12 protein-coding genes are annotated in these 19,805 nt (G+C 73.0%); 6 read left to right on the top strand and 6 right to left on the bottom strand.

Annotated elements, in window-relative coordinates; genetic code table 11:
• Nucleotides 1-58 precede the first annotated feature (58 nt).
• Nucleotides 59-2,074 carry a helix-turn-helix domain-containing protein gene (locus AC0KTA_RS04215; protein WP_481053730.1) on the top strand — a complete coding sequence of 672 codons (2,016 nt, stop codon included), beginning with the start codon at nucleotides 59-61 and terminating at the stop codon, nucleotides 2,072-2,074.
• On the opposite strand, the gene AC0KTA_RS04210 is transcribed toward AC0KTA_RS04215, so the two are convergent.
• Both AC0KTA_RS04210 and AC0KTA_RS04205 read right to left on the bottom strand, forming a co-directional pair.
• A complete protein-coding gene (locus AC0KTA_RS04210) occupies nucleotides 1,986-4,022 on the bottom strand; it encodes an ABC transporter ATP-binding protein (RefSeq protein ID WP_481053729.1) in 2,037 nt (678 codons plus the stop codon). The two genes, AC0KTA_RS04215 and AC0KTA_RS04210, sit on opposite strands and share 89 nt — an antisense overlap.
• Nucleotides 4,023-4,310: 288 nt before the next feature.
• On the bottom strand, nucleotides 4,311-5,444 hold the full coding sequence (locus AC0KTA_RS04205) for a medium chain dehydrogenase/reductase family protein (RefSeq protein ID WP_481053728.1): 1,134 nt from the start codon (nucleotides 5,442-5,444) through the stop codon (nucleotides 4,311-4,313).
• 145 nt (nucleotides 5,445-5,589) lie between these two features.
• Between AC0KTA_RS04205 and AC0KTA_RS04200 the strand changes: the two genes are divergently transcribed.
• On the top strand, nucleotides 5,590-6,303 hold the full coding sequence (locus AC0KTA_RS04200) for a TetR/AcrR family transcriptional regulator (protein ID WP_481053727.1): 714 nt from the start codon (nucleotides 5,590-5,592) through the stop codon (nucleotides 6,301-6,303).
• A gap of 169 nt (nucleotides 6,304-6,472) precedes the next feature.
• Nucleotides 6,473-7,372: a GNAT family N-acetyltransferase gene (locus AC0KTA_RS04195; RefSeq protein ID WP_481053726.1), complete on the top strand. Its 900-nt coding sequence runs from the start codon at nucleotides 6,473-6,475 to the stop codon at nucleotides 7,370-7,372.
• Nucleotides 7,373-7,430: 58 nt separating this feature from the next.
• Here AC0KTA_RS04195 and AC0KTA_RS04190 read toward each other — a convergent pair whose 3' ends face one another.
• Nucleotides 7,431-9,734, bottom strand: coding sequence for a glycoside hydrolase family 3 N-terminal domain-containing protein (locus AC0KTA_RS04190; RefSeq protein ID WP_481053725.1), 2,304 nt, complete (start codon nucleotides 9,732-9,734; stop codon nucleotides 7,431-7,433).
• Nucleotides 9,735-9,913: 179 nt separating this feature from the next.
• Here AC0KTA_RS04190 and AC0KTA_RS04185 point away from each other — a divergent pair, with 179 nt between their 5' ends.
• Nucleotides 9,914-11,815, top strand: coding sequence for an ABC transporter ATP-binding protein (locus AC0KTA_RS04185; RefSeq protein WP_481053724.1), 1,902 nt, complete (start codon nucleotides 9,914-9,916; stop codon nucleotides 11,813-11,815).
• Between the two features lie 368 nt (nucleotides 11,816-12,183).
• Complete coding sequence (locus AC0KTA_RS04180) at nucleotides 12,184-12,759, top strand: TetR/AcrR family transcriptional regulator (RefSeq protein WP_481053723.1); 576 nt, start codon at nucleotides 12,184-12,186, stop codon at nucleotides 12,757-12,759.
• Here the strand turns inward: AC0KTA_RS04180 and AC0KTA_RS04175 are convergent.
• Together AC0KTA_RS04175 and AC0KTA_RS04170 are read right to left on the bottom strand one after the other, a co-directional pair.
• Nucleotides 12,719-13,546 carry a 4'-phosphopantetheinyl transferase family protein gene (locus AC0KTA_RS04175; protein ID WP_481053722.1) on the bottom strand — a complete coding sequence of 276 codons (828 nt, stop codon included), beginning with the start codon at nucleotides 13,544-13,546 and terminating at the stop codon, nucleotides 12,719-12,721. The genes AC0KTA_RS04180 and AC0KTA_RS04175 overlap by 41 nt on opposite strands.
• Nucleotides 13,543-14,778: a glycosyltransferase gene (locus AC0KTA_RS04170; RefSeq protein ID WP_481053721.1), complete on the bottom strand. Its 1,236-nt coding sequence runs from the start codon at nucleotides 14,776-14,778 to the stop codon at nucleotides 13,543-13,545. Before AC0KTA_RS04170 ends, AC0KTA_RS04175 begins: the two co-directional genes overlap by 4 nt.
• A gap of 1,386 nt (nucleotides 14,779-16,164) precedes the next feature.
• Here AC0KTA_RS04170 and AC0KTA_RS04165 point away from each other — a divergent pair.
• Nucleotides 16,165-18,984 (top strand): helix-turn-helix transcriptional regulator, encoded by a 2,820-nt coding sequence (locus tag AC0KTA_RS04165; protein ID WP_481053720.1) that lies wholly within the window; start codon nucleotides 16,165-16,167, stop codon nucleotides 18,982-18,984.
• Between the two features lie 46 nt (nucleotides 18,985-19,030).
• Here AC0KTA_RS04165 and AC0KTA_RS04160 read toward each other — a convergent pair whose 3' ends face one another.
• Complete coding sequence (locus tag AC0KTA_RS04160; RefSeq protein WP_481053719.1) at nucleotides 19,031-19,780, bottom strand: P-loop NTPase family protein; 750 nt, start codon at nucleotides 19,778-19,780, stop codon at nucleotides 19,031-19,033.
• Between the last annotated feature and the right edge of the window lie 25 nt (nucleotides 19,781-19,805).

Below are 19,805 nucleotides of genomic sequence, written 5' to 3'. Positions count from 1 at the left end.
GCATCCGGGCCGAGGGACACGAGCGGGCCACGGACGACGGCCGGAAGGCAGCAGCGACATGGCATCCCCTGACGGCCCCGCCACCCCGACGTCCGGCGGCCCCGCCGCCACCGCGCCGCACGGCTTCGCCGCCGCCGCCCTCCGGGACCTGCTCGACCTCCTCGGCCGACAAGCTCCCGCCGAGAGCTTCGCCCGGCCCGTCGCCGCTGCCCGTGAGGCCGGGGCGGGACCCGCGGAACTCGCCTACGTGGAGGAGGCCGCCGCGACCGCCCTCGCCATCCGCCGCACCCTCGACCAGCACCGGCGCCGCGAGGCCGAGCTGTCCGCGCTGTTCGACACCGCCGGCGACCTGGCCGCCCTCAGCGACCTGGACGCGGTGCTGCGCGCCATCGTGCGCCGCGCCCGCCTGCTGCTGCGCACCGACGTGGCGTACCTGACCCTCAACGACCCGACCGCGGGCGACACGTTCATGCGGGTCACCGACGGCTCCACGTCCGCGAGGTTCCAGCAACTGCGGCTCGGCATGGGGGAGGGGCTCGGCGGCCTCGTCGCGCAGACCGCCCGGCCCTACGCCAGCGCCGACTACCGGACCGACACCCGCTTCAAGCACACCGCCACCATCGACGCGGGCGTCGGCGAGGAGGGTCTGCGCGGCATCCTCGGCGTACCGCTGCGCGTCGGCAGCCGCGTCATCGGCGTGCTGTACGCGGCCGACCGCACGCAGCGCGACTTCGCCCCCGACCAGATCGCGCTGCTCGCCTCCCTCGCCGACCACGCGGCCGTCGCCATCGACAGCGCGCGCCTCCTCGAGGAGACCCGCGCCGCCCTCGTGGAGCTCAACGCCGCGACGGCCACCGCCCGTGCCCAGAGCGAGGCCATGCGCCGCGCCGCCGAGACCCACGACCGGCTGACCGACCTGGTGCTGCGCGGCGGCGACATCTCCGACCTCGCCGCCGAGATCGCCGCGCTCCTCGGCGGCGGCCTGGTCGTCCAGGACGCCGACGGCACCGAACTGGCCCGGGTGGGCGCCCGATCACCGGCCCCGCCCGCACGCGGCGTCGCCGCCTCCCGCGCGAGCGGCCGCGCCGTGCCCGTGGACGGCGTCTGGGTCTCCGCCGTGCTCGCCGGGCCCGAACCGCTCGGCAGCATCGCGCTCAGCGGCCGCCCCGACCTGACCGACAGCGACCGGCGGCTCTTCGAACGGGCCAGCCTGGACACGGCGTTGCTGCTGCTCCTGCGCCGCTCCGTGGCCGAAGCCGAGGACCGGGTGCGCGGCGAACTCCTCGACGACCTGCTCACCGCCGCCCACGCCGGCGACCCGCGCCGCGCCGGCAGCCTCACCCTGCGTGCCCGCCGCCTCGGCGTCGACCTCACCGAACCGACGTCCGTCCTCGTCCTGCACTGCGCGCCCGGCCTGCGCTCCCGCCTGACGACCGAGGCCGCACGGCACGCCCGCACCCTGCGCGGCCTCGCCGGGCCCCAGGGCGGCCACGTCGTCCTGCTCGCACCCACCGCGACGCCAGGACCGCTCGCCGAGCGGCTGGCCGCCGACCTCGGCCGGGCGATCGGCGCGCCGGTGACGTGCGGCGCGGCCGGACCCGCCGACAGCCCGGCCCGACTGCCCGCCGTCCACGGCGAAGCAGTCCGCTGCCTCCAGGCGCTCACGGTCCTCGGCCGCACCGGCGAGGGCGCGAGCGCCTCCGGCCTCGGCTTCGTCGGCGTACTCCTCGGCGACCGCACGGACATCGACGGCTACGTACGCCGCGTCCTCGGGCCCGTCCTCGACTACGACGACCGCCGCGGCACCGAACTCGTCCGCACCCTCGACGCCTACTTCGAGGCGGGCGCGAGCCTGTCCCGCGCCAAGGAGGCGCTGCACGTCCACGTGAACACCGTCGTGCAGCGTCTGGACCGCACGGGCCGGCTGCTCGGCCCGGACTGGAACACCCCCGACCGGGCCCTGGAACTCCAGCTCGCGCTGCGGCTCAACCGGCTGCGCCGCCCGCGGAGGACTGACCCGGACCGTTCACCGGGGACCGGCCCGGACGGTTCGCCGGGGACCGGCCCGGTCTAGCGTCGTCGCGGGCCGGGCCGCGCTGCGTGGGCACGGCATCCAGCGTGTCGGCCGGAGTGTCGGCCGCGGCATCGGACGGTGTGCCGGTCGGCAGGTCCGTGCGGTACTGGAGGGACTGGAGCTCGAAGAGGCGCCGGAAGAGGCGGGGCCCGTCGTCGGACATCAGCGTGGCGAAGTCGCCGTGCTCGACGAGTCTGCCCTCGTCGAGCACGTAGATGACGTCGGCCTCCTTGACGCTGTGCAGGCGGTGGGTGACCAGGACGATCGTCTGGTCGGCGGACGCGAGCGCGCGGATCTTGCGGAAGGCGTCGATCTCGGCGGCGGGGTCCATGCTGCTGGTCGGCTCGTCGCAGATGAGAATGTCCGCGTCGCGGAAGTAGGCACGGGCCAGCGCGATGCGCTGCCACTGGCCGCCGGAGAGGTCGACGCCGCCCTCGTACCCCTTCTCGCACAGCGTGTCCCAGCCGTACGGCAGGTCGTCGAGCACGCGGTGCGCGTCGGCGTACGCGGCCGCCGCGTCGAGACGGTCCCCGTCGTGGACCTCCGTGGGACGGCCGATGGCGACATTGGCGCGGGCGGTGAACGGCCACTGCTGGAAGTTCTGCAGGACCAGCGCGACATGCCCGAAGACGTCGTCGCGGCGCAGCGCGCGCAGGTCGGTGCCGTCCCAGGTGACGGCGCCCGACGTGGGCAGGTACAGGCCCGCGAGGAGCTTGCTCAGCGTCGTCTTGCCCGATCCGTTGGCGCCGACCAGAGCGATCACCTGGCCCTTGCGGATGGTCAGGGACACCTCTTCGAGGGCGGGCGTCTCGCGCTCGGGATAGCGGAACGTGACCCGGTCGAACGCGATGACCTCGGGCGGCTCCGGCACCGGGGTACCGGTGGCGGGGATGGCGCGCTGCCCCGCTTCCTCGCGGGCACGGATCAAGTCGTTCATGAACAGGCTCTGTTCGTAGAGATGGTGGATGTGCGTCACCATGCGCCGCAGCCCGGCCGTGCCGCTGGTCAGCGCGAGCGCGGCGGTGGCGCCGGACGCCAGCGGCAGGTGACCGCGCGTCAGGAGCCAGCCGAGCAGGGCGTAGGAGGCGCCGGCGGTCAGCCCCGACAGCGCGGACGTGGCCAGGTCGGTGCGGGCCTCCAGGTGCGCGAGCCGGGTCTGCTCGTCCGCGGCCTGCGCCGCCATCTGGTCGAACTGGTCGAGCAGGAACGGCCCCGCGCCGTGCACGCGCAGCTCCGGCGCCGCCTTCTGCGAGATCAGCAGCCGCCGTAACATCCCCTGCTGGCGCACGTGTTCCAGCCAGATCTGCACCGACTCGTACGTACGGCGCGCCGCCCGCACCGTGCCCCAGGCCTTGGGCACGACCACGGCCGCCAGGAGCGGCAGCAGCACCGGGTGCAGCACCGCGAGGACCCCGCTGACGGCGAGCAGCGCCATCAGCGCCTCGACGATGCCGAGGGTGTGCTCGATGAGGCGGCGGGCCGCTGTCTGGCCGTGCTGCCCGGAATCCACCACCGCGTGGAAGTCGGAGCGCTCGATGTGCTCCATCTCCACCCGGATGACCTTCTCCATCATGGAGAGCCCCGCCACGCGCTCCACCTTCGGTCCGAGCTGGCCCGCGGCCGCGAAGGACACGGCGCGCAGCGTCGCCGCGAACGCGCTGGCGGCGGCCACCCACACCAGGGACGGCAGCGCCTCGCGCACCCGGTCGGGCGTCGGCCCCGCGGCGAACAGCGACACCAGCACGCGGTTGGTGGCGAGCAGTCCGAACGCGGTCGCCGCGGCCTGGCCCAGCTGGGCCACCGCGACCACCACCAGCGCCCACGGGTCGGCGCGCCAGGCCAGCGACACGGTGTGCCGGAACAGGGTGGGGATCTGCCGCAGGATCGTCAGGAACGACGTGTTCAGCCGCGCGCCCTCGTGTGCGGTCCAGCCCCACGATCCACGCAACCGCCCGCCGAAGAGCAGTTGTTCGGGCGGCGAAGGGGTGCCGGGCCGCCGCCTCCCGGCCGATTGAGGACCAGGTGCCAAAGTTCCTCCCAGGTGACAGTCACGGGCGTCCGCAGCGGTTGCTCGGACGGCCCTGTCGATCCTGTCGAGGAGACCGGCGTATGGGGGCATGACGGGCGAAATTTTCGTACGGATGTCTGAAAGCGTCCTGTATTGGCGGGAGTTGATGATGTGGCCGGAAGTGGGCGCTGCCGGTGACCCGAGCGCTCGCCCCGCACCGGGTGACCACTACGCCTCCGGCGTCCGCTCGCCGCCCTGCGCCTCGCCGTCCTGTACCTGGCCGTCCTGCGCCTCGCTGTCCGGTACGAGGACGACCTTCCCCGCGACCGTGCCGGACTCCGCGAGCCGCAGCGCGTCGGCCGCTCGCGACAGCGGGACGCGCGCGGCGACCTGCGGCCGGATCCTGCCCTCGGCGAGCAGCGCGAAGACCTGGCCGAGGTCGGCGCGCAGCCGCTCGCGGAAGGCGTCGGCGCGCCGTCGGCCCGCCCAGATGTTGAAGAAGTGCGCGTGCCGGGAGTTGGGCAGCGCGTTCCACAGAGCGAGGCGTGCGAAGAGCTTCAGGACGGGGGCCTTGGAGGACCCGGCGACGTCGCGCGTGGACGCCGTGCCGTACGACACGAGCGTGCCGCCCGGCGCGAGCAGCCGGAACGAGTCCACGATCCCCTCGCCGCCCACGTGGTCGAAGACCGCGCGCACCCCGCCCGGCGCGAGCCCGCGCAGCCGTCCGCGCAGGTCCGGGTCCTGGTAGTCGACGGGCGTGACGCCCAGCTCGCGCAGCTTGTCGTGGTGGCGCCGCGACGCCGTACCGATCACCCGCACGCCCGCGATCCGCGCGAGCTGTACGAGGGCGGAGCCGACGCCGCCGTTCGCGCCGAGCACGACGACCGTGTCGCCGGGCTCGACCTTGGCCGTGCGGTGCAGCATCTGCCAGGCCGTGATGCCGTTCACGACCAGCGTCTCGGCGTCCGCCGAGGTCACGGAGTCCGGCACCTCGACGAGATCCGCGGCGTCCACCACGACGTGGCTGGCCCAGCCGCCGGTCTTGGTCAGCGCCGCGAACCGCCGCCCGGCGAGCGCGGGATCCACCCCCGGTCCGCGCGCCACCACCCGCCCGACCAGGTCGTACCCCGGCACGAAGGGGAACGGCGGCTGGTCGTAGTACTTCCCGCGCCGCATCTGCTGCTCGGCGAACGAGACACCCGTGGCCTCCATCGCGAGCAGCACCTCGCCCCGGCCGGGGGCGGGCGCGGGGACGTGCCGGACCTCCAGGCCGTCGGGCTCGACGACGCCGGGCAGGACGATCTCGGTGGCGAGGGTCGGGGCCGTCGCCGGGCGGTGCTCGATGGTGTGGGTGTCGCGCATGATGACGCCTCTCTGGTGATTGAAGCTATCGCTTTGATTAGAAGCTCTAACTCCAGCGTGCACCTCGCTCATCACCCCGTCAAGACCCCCTTGCTTGAGTTAGACTCTCTAACCAAAGCGTCGCCGTCTGAGCGAAAGGGCCCCCGTGGCAGCAGGCAGCAGCACCCCCACCCCGCGCCAGCGCTACCGCGACCAGGTGCGCGGCGAGATCAAGCAGGCCGCCCTGGAGCAGATCCGCGCGGGCGGCGCCCCCGCGCTCAGCCTCAACGCCGTCGCGAAGGGCCTCGGCCTCACCGGCCCGGCCCTGTACAAGTACTTCGGCAAGCGCGACGACCTCCTCACGGAGTTGATCTGCGACGGCTATGACGCCGCGGCGGCCGCCATGCGCGCGGCCGCCGACCGCGTCGCGGACGTCCCGCCCCGCGAGCAACTCCTCGCCCTCGGCATGGCGTTCCGTGCCTGGGCGGTCGAGTCGCCGCACGTCTACCAGCTCCTGGCGGGCACACCGTCCCCCGGCTACCACGCGCCGCCGGAGACCGTCGACCGTGCCCGCGGCGTGCTCGGGCCGCTGCTCGGCGTGCTCGGGCGGGGCGACTGCCGGGGCGCCGCGCTGGAGTTGCGCGCGGAGATGCGGTTCTGGCTGAACGACAGTCCCGCCGTGGGGGAGTGGGTCGAGGCCTGGGCCCCGGACGTCGACCCGGCGACGGCGCTCGCCGGCACCGTGACGGCGTGGGCCCGGCTGCACGGTGTCGTCAGCCTCGAAGTGCAGGGTCTGTACGAGGGGATGGGGCACCGCCCGAGCACGCTGCTCATGGCTGAGATGGAGGCGCTGGCCGACGCGATGGGGCTGCCCGGGTAGGTGCCCCGGCCGCCGTACGGCTTGATCGGCTCGGTGGGCCGGACGACGGCATGCCGGGCGGGGCAGGATGGGGTCCGTTGCGCGCGGACCCGCAGACCCGCAGACCCGCGGACCCGCGGACCCGCGGACCCGCGGATGCGTGGAAGCAAGGCTCAAGGAAGGTGCGGCGATGGAGAGTACGGCCCCCGGACAGCGGTTTGCGGCCCCCGGCCAGGAGAACGCGGCGCCTGGACAGCTCGTCGTTTCGACGGCGACGCCCGACGACTGGCGCCTGGTCACCGAGTGGGCCGCGCGCGAGGGCTGGAACCCGGGCCTCGCCGACGCGGCGGCCTTCTTCGCGCAGGACCCGGAGGGTTTCTTCGTGGGCCGGGTCGACGGCGAGCCGGTGTCGGCGATCTCGGTGGTCAACTACGACGCCGCGTACGCCTTCCTGGGCTTCTATCTGGTCCGCCCCGACCAGCGCGGCCGCGGCCACGGTCTCACCACCTGGAAGACCGCCCTCGCGCACGCCGGGAACCGGGTCGTGGGCCTGGACGGCGTGCCGGCGCAGCAGGACAACTACCGGCGCTCCGGCTTCGAGCGCGCCCACGGCAACGTGCGCTACTTCGGGCCGCTGGGCGCGCCGGGACCGATGCCCGCACACATCAAGCCGGTGGCGGAGGCGGACCGGGACGCCGTGGCCGCGTACGACAGCGCCTGCTGCCCGGCCGACCGGCCCCGGTTCCTCGACGCCTGGCTGACGGCGCCGGGCCACCGCGCGCTGGCGAGCGTCGCCGACGGGCGCGTCACCGGGTACGGGGTGCTGCGCCCGGGCCGCGACGCGCCGCGCGTCGGGCCGCTGTTCGCCGACACCCGCGCCGACGCCGAGGCGCTGCTCGACGCGCTGGCGGCCGAGTCCGGCGGCGCGGCCGTGGCCCTGGACGTGCCGGAGACCAACACGGAGGCCGTCGCGCTGGCCGAGGCGCGCGGCATGAAGCCGACGTTCGACACCGCGCGCATGTACACGGGCCCGGTGCGGGAGTTCGCCCGGCACCGGGTCTTCGGGGTCACCACGCTGGAGCTCGGCTGACCGAACCCTGAGGTGGACGGCCCGCGCCGCCCACCTCGCCCGCTCACGTCACCACCCCTCACGTCACCGTCAGCGTCCGCTTGCCCTTCGCCGTGGAGCTGTTGCCCACATACAGGTCGAACTTCCCTTCCTCGACGCGGAATTCGCCGTGGGTGTCGTTCGTCCAGAACCCCAGGTCCGCGGCGCCGAGCCGGAAGCGGACGACGGTGGACCGGCCCGCGCCGAGCGTGATCCGCCGGAAGCCGCGCAGCTTGCGCACCGGCTGGGTGATGCTCGCCGCGAGGTCGTGGACGTACAGCTGCACGACCTCGTCGCCCTTGCGGTGGCCGGTGTTGGTGACGGTGACGGACACCTCCAGGGTGTCGCCCGCGCGCAGGGCGCGCGCCGGGATGCTGTCGCGGCTCAGCTTCGGCGCGCCGATCTCGAACGTCGTGTAGCTCAGGCCGTGCCCGAACGGGAACTGCGGGTCGGGCGGCAGGTCCAGGTACTTGGAGGAGTACTTGTTGTCGGCGTCGTACGGGCGGCCCGTCGACTCGTGGTTGTAGTGGATCGGGATCTGGCCGACCGTGCGCGGGAACGACACGGGCAGCTTGCCGCCCGGGCCGACCTTGCCGAACAGGACGTCGGCGATGGCGTTGCCCGCCTCGATGCCCGGGTGCCAGGCCTCCAGGACGGCGGGCGCCGACTCCAGCCAGCCGCCCATGGTCAGCGGGCGGCCGTTCACGAGGACGACCACGAACGGCTTGCCCGTCCTCGCGATCGACTCGACGAGGCGCTCCTGCGCGCCGGGCAGGCTGATGTCGCTGCGCGCGGCCGCCTCGCCGCTCATCGCCGGCGGCTCGCCCACGACGACGACCGTCACGTCGGCGGCCTTCGCCGCGGCGACCGCCGCCGGGATGCCACCGGTCTCCTTGCCCTCGGGGTCGACGCCGCGCGCGTACGTCACCTTCGCGCCCGGCGCCGCGCGCTTCACCGCGTCGAGGACCTTCACCGACGGGTACTTCTTCGCGGCGGCCGGGACCACCCAGGTGCCGAGCAGATCGTCGGAGTCCCCGAACGGGCCGACGACGGCGATGGACTTGGCGGACGTCTTCAGCGGCAGGGCCCCGTCCGCGTTCTTCAGGAGCACCATCGAGCGGGCGGCGGTCTCGCGGGCGGCCTTGCGGGTGGCGGGGGTCGGCCCGTCGATCGCGGCGTCCTCGTCGACGTACGGATCGTCGAAGAGACCGAGGGCGAACTTCAGGCGCAGGATGCGGGCGACCGCGTCGTCCAGGCGCCGCTCGCTGATCTTCCCATCGCGCAGCAGCTTCTTGCCGTGGTCGCGGAGATTGGTGCTGACCATCTCCATGTCGACGCCCGCGTTCAGCGACAGCTCGGCGGCCGCCGCGCCGTCCTCGGCGAAGCCGTGCGTGATCAGCTCCTGGACGCCGGTCCAGTCGCTGACGACGACGCCGTCGAAGCCCCACTCCTTCTTCAGGATGCCGGTCAGGGTGTGGGAGTTGCCGTGCGCGGGGACGCCGCCGACGGTGTTGAAGGACGCCATCACCGTGGCGGCGCCCGCGTCCAGGGCCGCCTTGAACGGCGGCAGATACAGGTTGCGCAGGCGTGACTCCGACACGTCGACCGTGTTGTAGTCGCGCCCGCCCTCGGCCCCTCCGTACGCCACGAAGTGCTTGGCGCACGCGGCCACGCGGTCCTTCGCGCCGTACCCGCGCCGCCCCTGGCCCTGGTAGCCCTCGACCTTGGCGGCGGCGAACTCGGCGGTCAGATACGGGTCTTCGCCGCAGCCCTCGGCGATCCGGCCCCAGCGCGGCTCGTGCGTGACGTCCATCATCGGCGAGAACGCCCAGTGCACGCCGTTGGAGCGGGCCTCCTTCGCGGACACCTCGGCGTCCGCCCGCGGCACGTCCGGGTCGAAGCTCGCCGCCTGCGCGAGCGGGATCGGGAACGTCGTCCAGAAGCCGTGGATCACGTCCAGGCCGAAGAGGAGCGGGATGCCGAGCCGGGACTCCTCGACCGCGATGCGCTGCAGGGCGTTGCTGCTCCTGGCGCCGAAGATGGAGAGCACCGAGCCGAGCCGGCCGGCCCGCGCGGCGTCCTCCACGTCCTTGGTCTCGCCGCCGCCCGGACCGGTGTCCCAGGACCAGGCGAGCTGCTGGAGCTGGCCGAGCTTCTCTTCGACAGTCATACGGGCGAGGAGCTTGCGTACCTCGTCGTCGTGCGGGGTCCCGCGGTCCGGCGCGGCGGGCGCACCGGCTGGTGCGCCCGGTGCGGCCTCGGCGATCCCGGGGTTCAGAGCGCCGCCCGCGACGGCGCTGCCGCCGATCGCCGACAGCAGAGTGCGCCTTCGTACATCTCGCATGCGTTCGCCTTCTCACGTCAGGGACACGAGTAACCGGAGGGGTGCGCTCAAGAATTGAAGCGAAAGTACGTGCCGGTTACAGGCGGGTCAATAGACGCGGCAGAGGTCGGCGAGACGAATGATGCCGGTGTGGTGCCGTCCTTGACCTCAACTTAACTTGAGGTCATACGGTTCTCCGCATGAGCATGGAGACCACAGCCTGGACCCAGCTGCACAGCGTCATGAACGCCGAGCAGGAACGCCGACCCTTCGCGCGCGCCACGCTGCGCCGCATCGCCGCCTTCGCGCGCCCGCACCGCCGCCGCATCACCCACTTCGTCCTCCTCGGCGTCCTGACCGCCCTGCTCGCCGTGGCGACTCCCGTACTCGCCGGGAACGTCGTGGACGCGATCGTGTCCGGGGACGAGTCCTCGACCGTCGTCCGCTACGCCGTGCTCATCGCGGTCATCGCGATCGCCGAAGCAGGCCTGGGGCTGCTCAGCCGCTGGCTGTCGGCGAACCTGGGCGAGAGCCTGATCCTCGACCTGCGCACCGCCGTCTTCGACCATGTGCAGCGCATGCCCGTCGCCTTCTTCACCCGCACCCGCACCGGCGCGCTCGTCAGCCGCCTCAACAACGACGTCATCGGCGCGCAGCGGGCGTTCAGCAACACGCTCTCCGGAGTCGTGTCCAACGTCGTCACGCTCGTGCTGACCCTCGGCGTGATGCTCGCCCTGTCCTGGCAGATCACGCTGCTCGCCCTGGTGCTGCTTCCGGTGTTCGTGGTGCCCGCGCGGCGCATGGGCACCCGGATGGCCCGCCTGCAGCGCGAGGCCGCCCACCACAACGCCGCGATGGGCACGCGCATGACCGAGCGGTTCTCGGCCCCCGGCGCCACCCTCATCAAGCTGTTCGGCCGCCCGGCGGACGAGTCCGCGGAGTTCGCGGACCGGGCGCGCCGGGTGCGGGACATCGGCGTACGCACCGCCATGGCGCAGTCGGCCTTCATCACCGCCCTGACCCTGGTGTCCGCGCTCGCCCTCGCGCTGGTCTACGGCCTCGGCGGGTACTTCGCGCTCGAAGGGACGCTGGAGGCGGGGGCCGTCGTCTCGCTCGCGCTGCTCCTGACCCGCCTTTACGCGCCGCTGACCGCGCTGGCCGGCGCGCGCGTCGAGGTGATGAGCGCCCTGGTGAGCTTCGAGCGGGTCTTCGAAGTCCTCGACCTGAAGCCGCTGATCGACGAGAAGCCCGAGGCGCGGAGCGTGCCCGAGGGGCCGGTGGCCGTCGAGTTCGAGGACGTCCGCTTCGGCTACCCGTCCGCCGACAAGGTCTCCCTCGCCTCCCTGGAGGAAGTCGCCTCCCTGGACGGGCGCGGCGGCGACGAAGTCCTGCACGGCCTCTCTTTCCGGGCCGAGCCCGGTCAGACCGTGGCGCTCGTCGGCTCCTCCGGCGCGGGCAAGTCGACCATCGCGCAACTGCTGCCGCGGCTGTACGACACCGACTCCGGAGTCGTACGCGTCGGCGGAGAGGACGTGCGCGACCTGGCCGCCGACTCGCTGCGCGCCACCATCGGCATGGTCACCCAGGACGGGCACCTCTTCCACGAGTCGGTGCGCGCCAACCTGCTGCTCGCCCGGCCCGGCGCGAGCGAGGACGAACTGTGGGACGTGCTGCGGCGGGCCCGCCTCGACGAGTTGGTGCGGTCGCTGCCCGACGGGCTCGACACGGTGGTCGGCGAGCGCGGATACCGGCTCTCGGGCGGTGAGCGGCAGCGGATGACCATCGCGCGGCTGCTGCTCGCCCGGCAGCGGGTGGTGATCCTCGACGAGGCGACCGCGCACCTGGACAACACGTCCGAGGCCGCGGTGCAGGAGGCGCTCGCGGAGGCGCTCGCCGAGCGCACCGCCGTGGTCATCGCGCACCGCCTGTCGACCGTGCGCGCGGCCGACCAGATCCTCGTCGTGGAGGGCGGGCGGATCGTGGAACGCGGGACGCACGACGAGCTCCTCGCGGTCGAGGGGCGGTACGCGGAGCTGTACCGGACGCAGTTCGCGGGGAAGGGCGAGGCGGGCTCGGGGGAGGAGGTGGTCGTGGCCGCGTAGGGCGGCGGCGCGGTGCGGCGTGTGGTCGCGGCTCGGTGCGCGGGGGTGGGGGCCGTGGCCGGGCCGAGGCGGCTGGGGCGGCAGGGGTGATGTGGGCGACCAGGGCGGGTGGGGTGGTAGGAGCGGGTGGGCCGGAGGGGTCGGATGGTGGTGCGGGCGGCGGGCATGGCACTCTGGATGCAGTGGTCAGCGTGCAGTACTGCACATGAAGTGCGAGCGGCGCCGTGCAGGGGGCGCCGACGGTACCGCGCATAGCGGCCCAGCAGTGCCGTACATGGCGTGCGAGCGCAATCGCACAGTGAGCGTGCGAGCCCAATCGCACAGTGAGCGTGCGAGCGGAACCGCACAGGGAGTGGGAGAGGACCGTCATGCGACAGAATCCGGCCAGGCGCACCGCGCTCCTGGACGCCGCGATCGAGGTGCTCGCGCGCGAGGGGTCCCGCGGACTCACGCTCCGGGCGCTGGACGCGCAGGCGGAGGTGCCCAAGGGCACCGCGAGCAACTACTTCCCGAACCGCGCGGAGCTCCTCGCGCAGGTCATGCGGCGGATCCTGGAGCGGCTCACCCCGGAGGACGCGGCGCTCCAGGACACCATGAGCGAGGCGCCGTCCACGGACCTCGTCGTGACGCTCCTGAAGCAGCTCGTCGAGCGGATGCGGGGCGACCGCAGCAGCCACCTCGCGCTGCTCGAACTGCGCCTGGAGGCCACCCGCCGCCCCGAACTGCACGCCGAGCTCACCACGTTCATGACCGAGCAGCTCGAGGCCAACATCGACTTCCACCTGGGCGCGCGGCTGCCCGGCGACCGCACCGGCGTGGTCCTGCTCTACCTCGCCATGCTGGGTCTGGTCGTGGACGACCTGACGGTGCCCGACCTGCTCGCGCCGTTCTCGACCGACAAGCTCATCGAGGAACTCGCCCATCGGGTGCTGCGCGCAGCGTGATCGCGGTGAGCACCAGTCCGTCCCGCGCCAGCCAGTGGCCGGTGAGCTCCTGGGGGAACCCTCGTCTCCGTACCGGCGGAACGATCCGCGCGGTGAAGGTGCCGGTGTCCGTGTACGTGTCCGTCTCCGCCTCCGCCGAGCGGTGGAACACGACGTCGGCCTCCTCGAACCCGAGGGGCGCCCGCATGAGCGGATACCAGGTCTTGTAGATGCTCTCCTTGGCGCTGAACAGCAGGCGGTCCCAGCGCACCGCGGGCCACCGGGCCAAGTGGTCCGCCACCCGCCGCTGTTCCGCGGGCAGCGCCACCGCCTCCAGTACGCCGTCGGGGAGCGGCCCGCCGGGCTCGGCGTCGACGCCGACCGACCGCACGCGGGCGGCACGGGCGACGGCGGCGGCACGGTAGCCGTCGCAGTGCGTGATGCTGCCGACGACCGAAGCGGGCCACTGCGGACTGCCCTTGGCGTCGGGGAGGATCGCCGCGGCGGGCTGCCCGAGGTCCTCCAGGGCGCGGTGCGCGCAGTGGCGGCCGGTGGTGAACTCGCGGCGGCGGCTCGCCACGGACCGCGCGATCAGCGCCTCCTCGTCGGGGTGCAGGACGATGCCGTCCGGGTCGCCCCAGGACTCCCGGCAGACGACGTCGTCGGGCACGATCCGCGCCAGCAGGGCTTCGGGCGCGACCTGCGCCGGCAGGGCTTCGGGCACGGTCCGTGCCGACAGAGCCGCCGGTGGAGCGTCGGGGTGCGGTGCCGCCGGGCGCGTACCGCCGTGTTGGACGCCCGTGTTCACGGCGTGCCCTCCTTCTCCCGCTCCTCGGGCGCGGGCGCGGCGACTACGCCTTTCGCCGGGCCGCGCCGGGGGAGATAGACCAGGAGTTCCGTGGCGGCGAAGCGGATGACGAACGTCGTCAGGAGCGCGAGGGCGGTGGCGGGCAGCACTGCCATCCCCATGCCGTCGACGAGCAGCGCGATCAGCGGGATGCGCAGCACCAGGTCGGCGTTGGCGAGCAGCGCGAACCGGCCGAGGCGGTCGGCCCAGTGGCGGTGCCCGCGCCGGTCGCGGAAGAGCAGCAGATCGATGAAGAGGAAGTTCCACAGCACGCCGAACTGGTTGGCGAGCACCTCGGCGGGCAGATAGTGCAGCCCCGTGGCCGTGAGCGCGGCGAGGGCGGCCAGGTTCGGCAGGAAGCCGGTCAGGCCGATGAGGCCGAACACCACCATCCGGGCCACCGGGGTCGCGGTGCGCAGCGACACCAGGTGCGCGAGGAACCGCAGCCCCTCGCGCACGGTCGACTTCGACTCGCCCGCGTACCGCTCCTGGAAGGAGAACGGCACCTCGGCGACGACGCGCGGGCGGCAGCGGATGGCCAGCTCGAGCAGGATCTTGTAGCCCAGCGGCTTGAGGATGTCGGCGTGGGCGTGCACCGTGCCGCGGCGGATCGCGAAGAAGCCGCTCATCGGGTCGCTGATGCCGCGCAGCGCCGAGGGGAAGAGCCCCTTCGTCACCAGCGTCGAGGTGCGCGACACCGCGACGCGGTAGCGGCCGGAGAGCCCGGCGTGACTGCCGCCGCCCGCGTACCGGCTGGCGACCACGAGGTCGGCCCCCGCGCGGCGTCCCGTCTCCACCAGTTCGGGCATCAGGGACGGCGGATGCTGGAGGTCGGCGTCCATGACGACGATCCACTCCGACGCGGCGGCCTTCAGTCCCTCGACCACGGCTCCGCTCAGGCCGCCCGTCGCCACCTCGCGGTGGATCACGTTCACGGGGAACGGGCAGGTGAGGGCGGCGCGTTCGATGGCGGCCGGGGTGTCGTCGGTGCTGTCGTCGACGAACAGGGCCTCGCAGTCCAGGTGCGTGGGCAGGGCGGCGGCGAGCCGCGTCAGCAACTCCTCGACGTTTCCGGCCTCGTTGAAGGTCGGGATGATCACCGTGACGCTGGTGCGCGCGTCACCGGCCGCCCCCTCCGGGGCGGCGCGATCACGGCCGTCGGTCTCCTCGGCGCCGGGGCCGGACACGGTCATCGGGGCACGCTCCCGGGGCGGACCGCGCTCGCTCGGGTGTGAATTCTCGCCATGGTCGTCCTCTACGGGTCTGCGCGGGTGCGCGTCACATCGGCGTGCCCTGGCCGGCGGTGGCCGGCGGCGGGCGGTGAACCTGTCTGCTGTGCCTGTCTGCTGTGCACGTGGAAGGAGAGCCGCGTCCCGGGAGGATCACGGATGGCTGCCCGCTGCCGGAGGCTATCCGCGCGCCGAGCCGCCCTCCACCCCTATCCGTCCCCTAGGGCGTGTCCGACGGGTCCCGTCGGCGTCGCGGCGCCTGGCACGCGCGTCTGCGGCGTTGTCGTCGGTTGCCGACGCTCCGCGTCGACGCCCTCCTCCGCCTTGCAGCCACACGCACCAGACACCGCTCGACCCCACAAACACGCACCCGGAACACAGCCGACCGGACCCATCGGACACGCCCTAGGCCCTGTCCGACAGGCCCGGCCGGGCCCGCGCGGACGTGCGGTCGGCCACCCGCCACGAAGCGGTCGGTCACCCGCCACGAAGCGGTCGGTCACCCGCCACGAAGCGGTCGGCCATCCGCCACGAATTGGAGCGCGGCTCGAAACGCCGGCGTAACAATGTGACGCATCTGGCAGCCCCGGTATGTGTGGGCGCCGACCTGCGGTGTGACTTCGGGCGGCACCGCCGCCGGGCCGTGGCCGGTGCGCCCCGAACTCCATGCACTTCCTTGATGAATTTTGCCTTCTAATTGCCCTTGAATTGTGTTCAGTTCACCGTTTCGGCATCTCCCAGAAGGGATTTGGCCGACACGAACGCCTAACGGGTTCTTAACGGCGACACCCGCCGAAGGCGGGCCGAGGACCTCTGTGCGGCGGCGAGGCGGAGTGCGGCGCGGCCCCTCGGGCGGAGTGCGAGGAGGCGGCCCGAGGGTCGACGGGCGTGCGGCCGGGCGGTGTTGGGGGGAGGGGCGGAGCGGCGTGACCCTGTGCGTGCCTCCCCTGTGGCCAGGAGTGTTTCCGGACATGATGGCTTGATGATCTCCACGTGTCGCCCGTGTGGCCGATTCGTCTTCGCCATTCCTTCAATTGGAATTCAAAGTTCCGCATGTGGCGGCGCCCAACGCCGGGCCCAATACCACAACTTGGGCCGGAGCGGGGAGGGCTGAACGTTGCGAGTCGTCATGGATTTGGGGGGTGGGCTCGCTTCTTTCGGGGCTACCTCGTCGTCAAGATTCAGTCATAGTTGTGTTGTTGCTCGGGGGCGTCGAGAAGCCGGACGGGATATCAGGAATATGCCCTGGTATCCTTCAACGCGGCTCCAGTGGTTACTTGGTGAGTGCGTTATGTGAATAAGGCGCCCAGGGCAGTTTGCGATAATTTCTTACGGGGAGGAAACCGCACTATGAGCCTGGTCGAGCGAGTCGATGAATGGGCTCTGTTGGAGGAGGTTCTGGGGAACAGCGCCGAGCGGCCTTCCCGCGTCGTCGTGGTGAGAGGGCCGGTGGCCACCGGCAAGAGCGAGCTGCTGAACGGCGTCGCCGAGCAGGCCGAGGCGCGCGGTCTGACGGTCCTCAAGGCGACCGGTTTACGAGCGGAGCGCCGGACCCCCATGGCGATGTTCGGCCAACTGCTCCTGCACACCGACCAGGTGCAGGAGCCGAAGAGCGAGGCGGCCGCCCGCGTGGAGCGGCTGCTCGACGACGCGCGCTTCACCGCGATGCTGCGCGACCCCGACAGCGAAAGGGAGGAGCACGTACGCGCCCATGTCATGCGGTCGTTGACCGCCGCCCTGCACGCCAGGGCCGCGGGCCGGCCGCTCGCGATCCTCGTCGACGACGTCCAGTACGCCGACGTCCCGTCCCTGCAGTGCCTCCAGCACGCGATGCGTGAACTGCGGGCGAAGCCCGTCGTGATCGTCCTCGGCCTGCGCACCGGACCGGGCGCCGAACGGCCCATGTTCAGCACGGAACTGCTGCGCCACCCGCGCCTGACCCAGCTGCGCCTCGGCACCCTCGGCGAGCGGGCCACGGCCGAGATGCTGCGCGAGCAGATCGACGACGCCGGCGCGCGCCGCCTCGCCCCCGACGTCCACCGGATCAGCGGCGGCAACCCGCTCCTCATCCGCGCCCTGACCCACGACATCCTCGCCCACGGCCCGAGCTCCGACACCTCACTGCCCGCCCTGCACACCCTCACCGTCGGCGACGCCTACCGCCAGTCCGTGCTCAGCTGCCTGCACCGCGGCGACGACGCCGTCCTCGCCGTGGCTCGCGGCCTGGCGATCCTGGACGACGCCGCGTCCGACGCCACGCTCGCCGGACTGCTCGAACTCGACCACGACACCGTCACCTTGAGCCGGCGCGCCCTCGAATCGTCCGGACTGACCCAGGCGGGAACGTTTCGTCACCCGCTGGCGAGAACGGCCGTACTCGACGACCTCACCCGCGAGGACCGGATCGACCTGCACCGGCGCGCGGCCGCACTGCTGCGCCGCAGCGGCGCCGAACCCCCCGTCGTCGCCCGGCACATCGTCGCCACCGGCGAGGTCCCGGACACCGAATCCCTCGACGTGCTCTGGGAGACGGCCACCCGCGCCCGGCGCGACGAGGACGTCTCGCTGGCCATCGCCTGCCTCCAACTCGCCGATCAGGCATGCCCGCGGGGCGCACGCCGCAGCGAGATCCTCGCCGAACTCGCCCGCTGCGTCTGGCGGCTGCGCCCCTGCACCGTCGGACCCCACCTGACCGCGCTGCGCGCCGCGTTCGACGAGGGCTGGCTCAGCGAGCAGGCCGTGCCGGTGCTGATCGCGGGCCTGCTGTGGCAGGGCCGGTTCGACGAGGCCGCCGAGATCACCCGCAAGTGCCAGGGCGCGTACGAGGGTTCCTCCGCCGTCGCCGGCTACCTGGCGACCGGCGGCGTACGCACCACCTACCCCGGTCTGCGCGAGCGCGTCGGCGCCGACAACTGGCCCGCCGCGCAAGGCCCCGCCGACCTCATGACGGCGCGCGGCTGCGACCCGCGCAGCCGGGCGGGCGCCGCGCTGACCACGGTGCTGACCCGCGGCGCCGACCAGCACGCCGCCGACCTGGCCGAGACCGTCCTGCAGGGCACGCCGCTGAGCGACGCCACCCTGGAGGCGCTCACCTGCTCCCTGTCCGCCCTCGTCTACTCCGACCGGCTCACCCGGGCCGCGCACTGGTGCGACGCGCTGCTGCGGGAAGCCACCAAGCTCGGCGGCCCCGGCTGGCAGGCACCGCTGTCCTCGATCAGAGCCAAGATCGCGCTGCGGCAGGGCAACGCCACGGACGCCGTCCGGTACGGCGTCAACGCGCTGTCGTGGATGACGCCGCTCGGCTGGGGAGTCGGCATCGGTTCGGTCCTCGCCACCCTGGTCTCCGCGCACACCGCGATGGGCGAGTACGAGCAGGCCATGACCTACCTGGACCACCACGTCCCCGAAGGACTCCCGGAAACCCGCTACGGCCTGGAACTGCTCCACGCGCGGGGCGAGCTCCACGCAGCCACCGGCCGGGTCCGGCCGGCGCTCGACGACTTCCTCACCTGCGGCGAGCTGATGACGCGCTGGGGCATCGACCAGCCGGCGCTGGTGCCGTGGCGGTCCGCGGCCGCCGAGATGCACCTGCGCACGGGAGGCGAGGCCGAGGCCGACCGGCTCGTCAAGGAACAGCTCTCCAAGTGCGGCTCGGGGCAGTCGCGTACGCGCGCCCTGACGCTGCGCGTGCTCGCCGAGGTGGCCGGACTGCGGCGCCACCACCACGCGCTGCACGAGGCGATCGAGGAACTGGAGGAGTGCGAGGACCGGCTCGAACTGGTGCGGGTCCTGGGGGCGCTCAGCCGCTCCCACCACGCCCTGGGCGAGCTGGGGCAGGCCCGCATGATGGCGCGGCGCGCCTGGCGCATCGCGCGGGACGCCCGGGCCGAGGCGCTCTGCGAACACCTGCTGCCCTACAGCGACGGCGAAGTGAGCACACCGGACCGGCCCGCGCGGGACGGCGAGAGCTGCCCCTCGGAGGAACTGACCGACGCGGAGCGGCGCGTGGCCTCACTGGCGTCCTTCGGGCACAGCAACCGCGAGATAGCGCGGAAACTGTTCATCACGGTCAGCACCGTCGAGCAGCATCTGACCCGTGTCTACCGCAAGTTGAACGTCTCGCGCCGCAAGGATCTGCCGCACGACCTCCTCGCGGACACGGCGTGCTGACCGGCTGACGGGGCGAGACCGGGGCCCTGACGGGCCGTGATCGCGGTCAGTGGGGCGCCGACGGGCACCCGAAGCACACCTCGTCGTCGTGGACCGAGAACATCCGGTCCGCGACGCGGTGCGCGGTCGTCCGGGACCGGGTGGAGAACACCGCGGTCCCGGTCGACGCCGTGTAGTGGCTCAGCACCCGGCAAATGATCTGCTCCGAGGCGCTGTCCACGCCGTCCAGCGGCCGGCACAGCAGGAGCAGCTTCGGTACGTGCAGCAGCGCGCAGCCCAGGGCCACGCGTGAGCGCTGGCCGGGGGAGAGGCCGGAAGGGGCGGCGTGCTCGACCGCCCGCAGGCCGAGCACATCCGTTAAGTCCGCCGTGCGCTGCGACGCCGTCTCCGGAGACAGGCCCTTGTGCCTCCCCGCCGTCACCAAGGCGTCACGGACCGGGACTTCGGGCAGCGGCATGCCCACGGACACCACCCCGACGAGCCGCTGCACGGCCGCGCGGTCGGTGCGCACGTCCACGCCGTACACCGACACGCGGCGGTCCGGTCTGTCGCCGCGGAGCAGCCGCGCCAGGAACCGGTCCGCCGCGTCGTCGTCGGAGAGCGCCGCCACGCACGCGTGGGGCTCGATCCGCAGCGGATGCTCCCGACGCGCCGCACCGGTGCCGTGGGCCCCCGACGCCTCGTCCGCCGTGTGCCGCACTTCCAGGGCCATGGGCTCCGGCCGCGGTCCGCCGGGTGTGGCACCCGGCCGGTGATCGTGCACCGCGAACCTCCGGCCGTCCGACCCTGAATGCATGGAGTCTCCCCTTCATGGCGAGTGG

The sequence above is a fragment of the Streptomyces sp. Y309 genome (assembly GCF_056712025.1).
The sequence above is the reverse complement of the archived record's forward strand: the minus strand, read 5'-3'. Positions and strand labels throughout refer to the sequence as shown.

Bases quoted from the DNA above. Each gene is read 5' to 3' on its own strand.
- AC0KTA_RS04215 (WP_481053730.1), top strand. From the start codon at position 59: ATGGCATCCCCTGACGGCCCCGCCACCCCGACGTCCGGCGGCCCCGCC.
- AC0KTA_RS04205 (WP_481053728.1), bottom strand. From the start codon at position 5,444: ATGCGCGACACCCACACCATCGAGCACCGCCCGGCGACGGCCCCGACC.
- AC0KTA_RS04195 (WP_481053726.1), top strand. From the start codon at position 6,473: ATGGAGAGTACGGCCCCCGGACAGCGGTTTGCGGCCCCCGGCCAGGAG.
- AC0KTA_RS04190 (WP_481053725.1), bottom strand. From the start codon at position 9,734: ATGCGAGATGTACGAAGGCGCACTCTGCTGTCGGCGATCGGCGGCAGC.
- AC0KTA_RS04185 (WP_481053724.1), top strand. From the start codon at position 9,914: ATGAGCATGGAGACCACAGCCTGGACCCAGCTGCACAGCGTCATGAAC.
- AC0KTA_RS04180 (WP_481053723.1), top strand. From the start codon at position 12,184: ATGCGACAGAATCCGGCCAGGCGCACCGCGCTCCTGGACGCCGCGATC.
- AC0KTA_RS04170 (WP_481053721.1), bottom strand. From the start codon at position 14,778: ATGACCGTGTCCGGCCCCGGCGCCGAGGAGACCGACGGCCGTGATCGC.
- AC0KTA_RS04165 (WP_481053720.1), top strand. From the start codon at position 16,165: ATGAGCCTGGTCGAGCGAGTCGATGAATGGGCTCTGTTGGAGGAGGTT.
- AC0KTA_RS04160 (WP_481053719.1), bottom strand. From the start codon at position 19,780: ATGCATTCAGGGTCGGACGGCCGGAGGTTCGCGGTGCACGATCACCGG.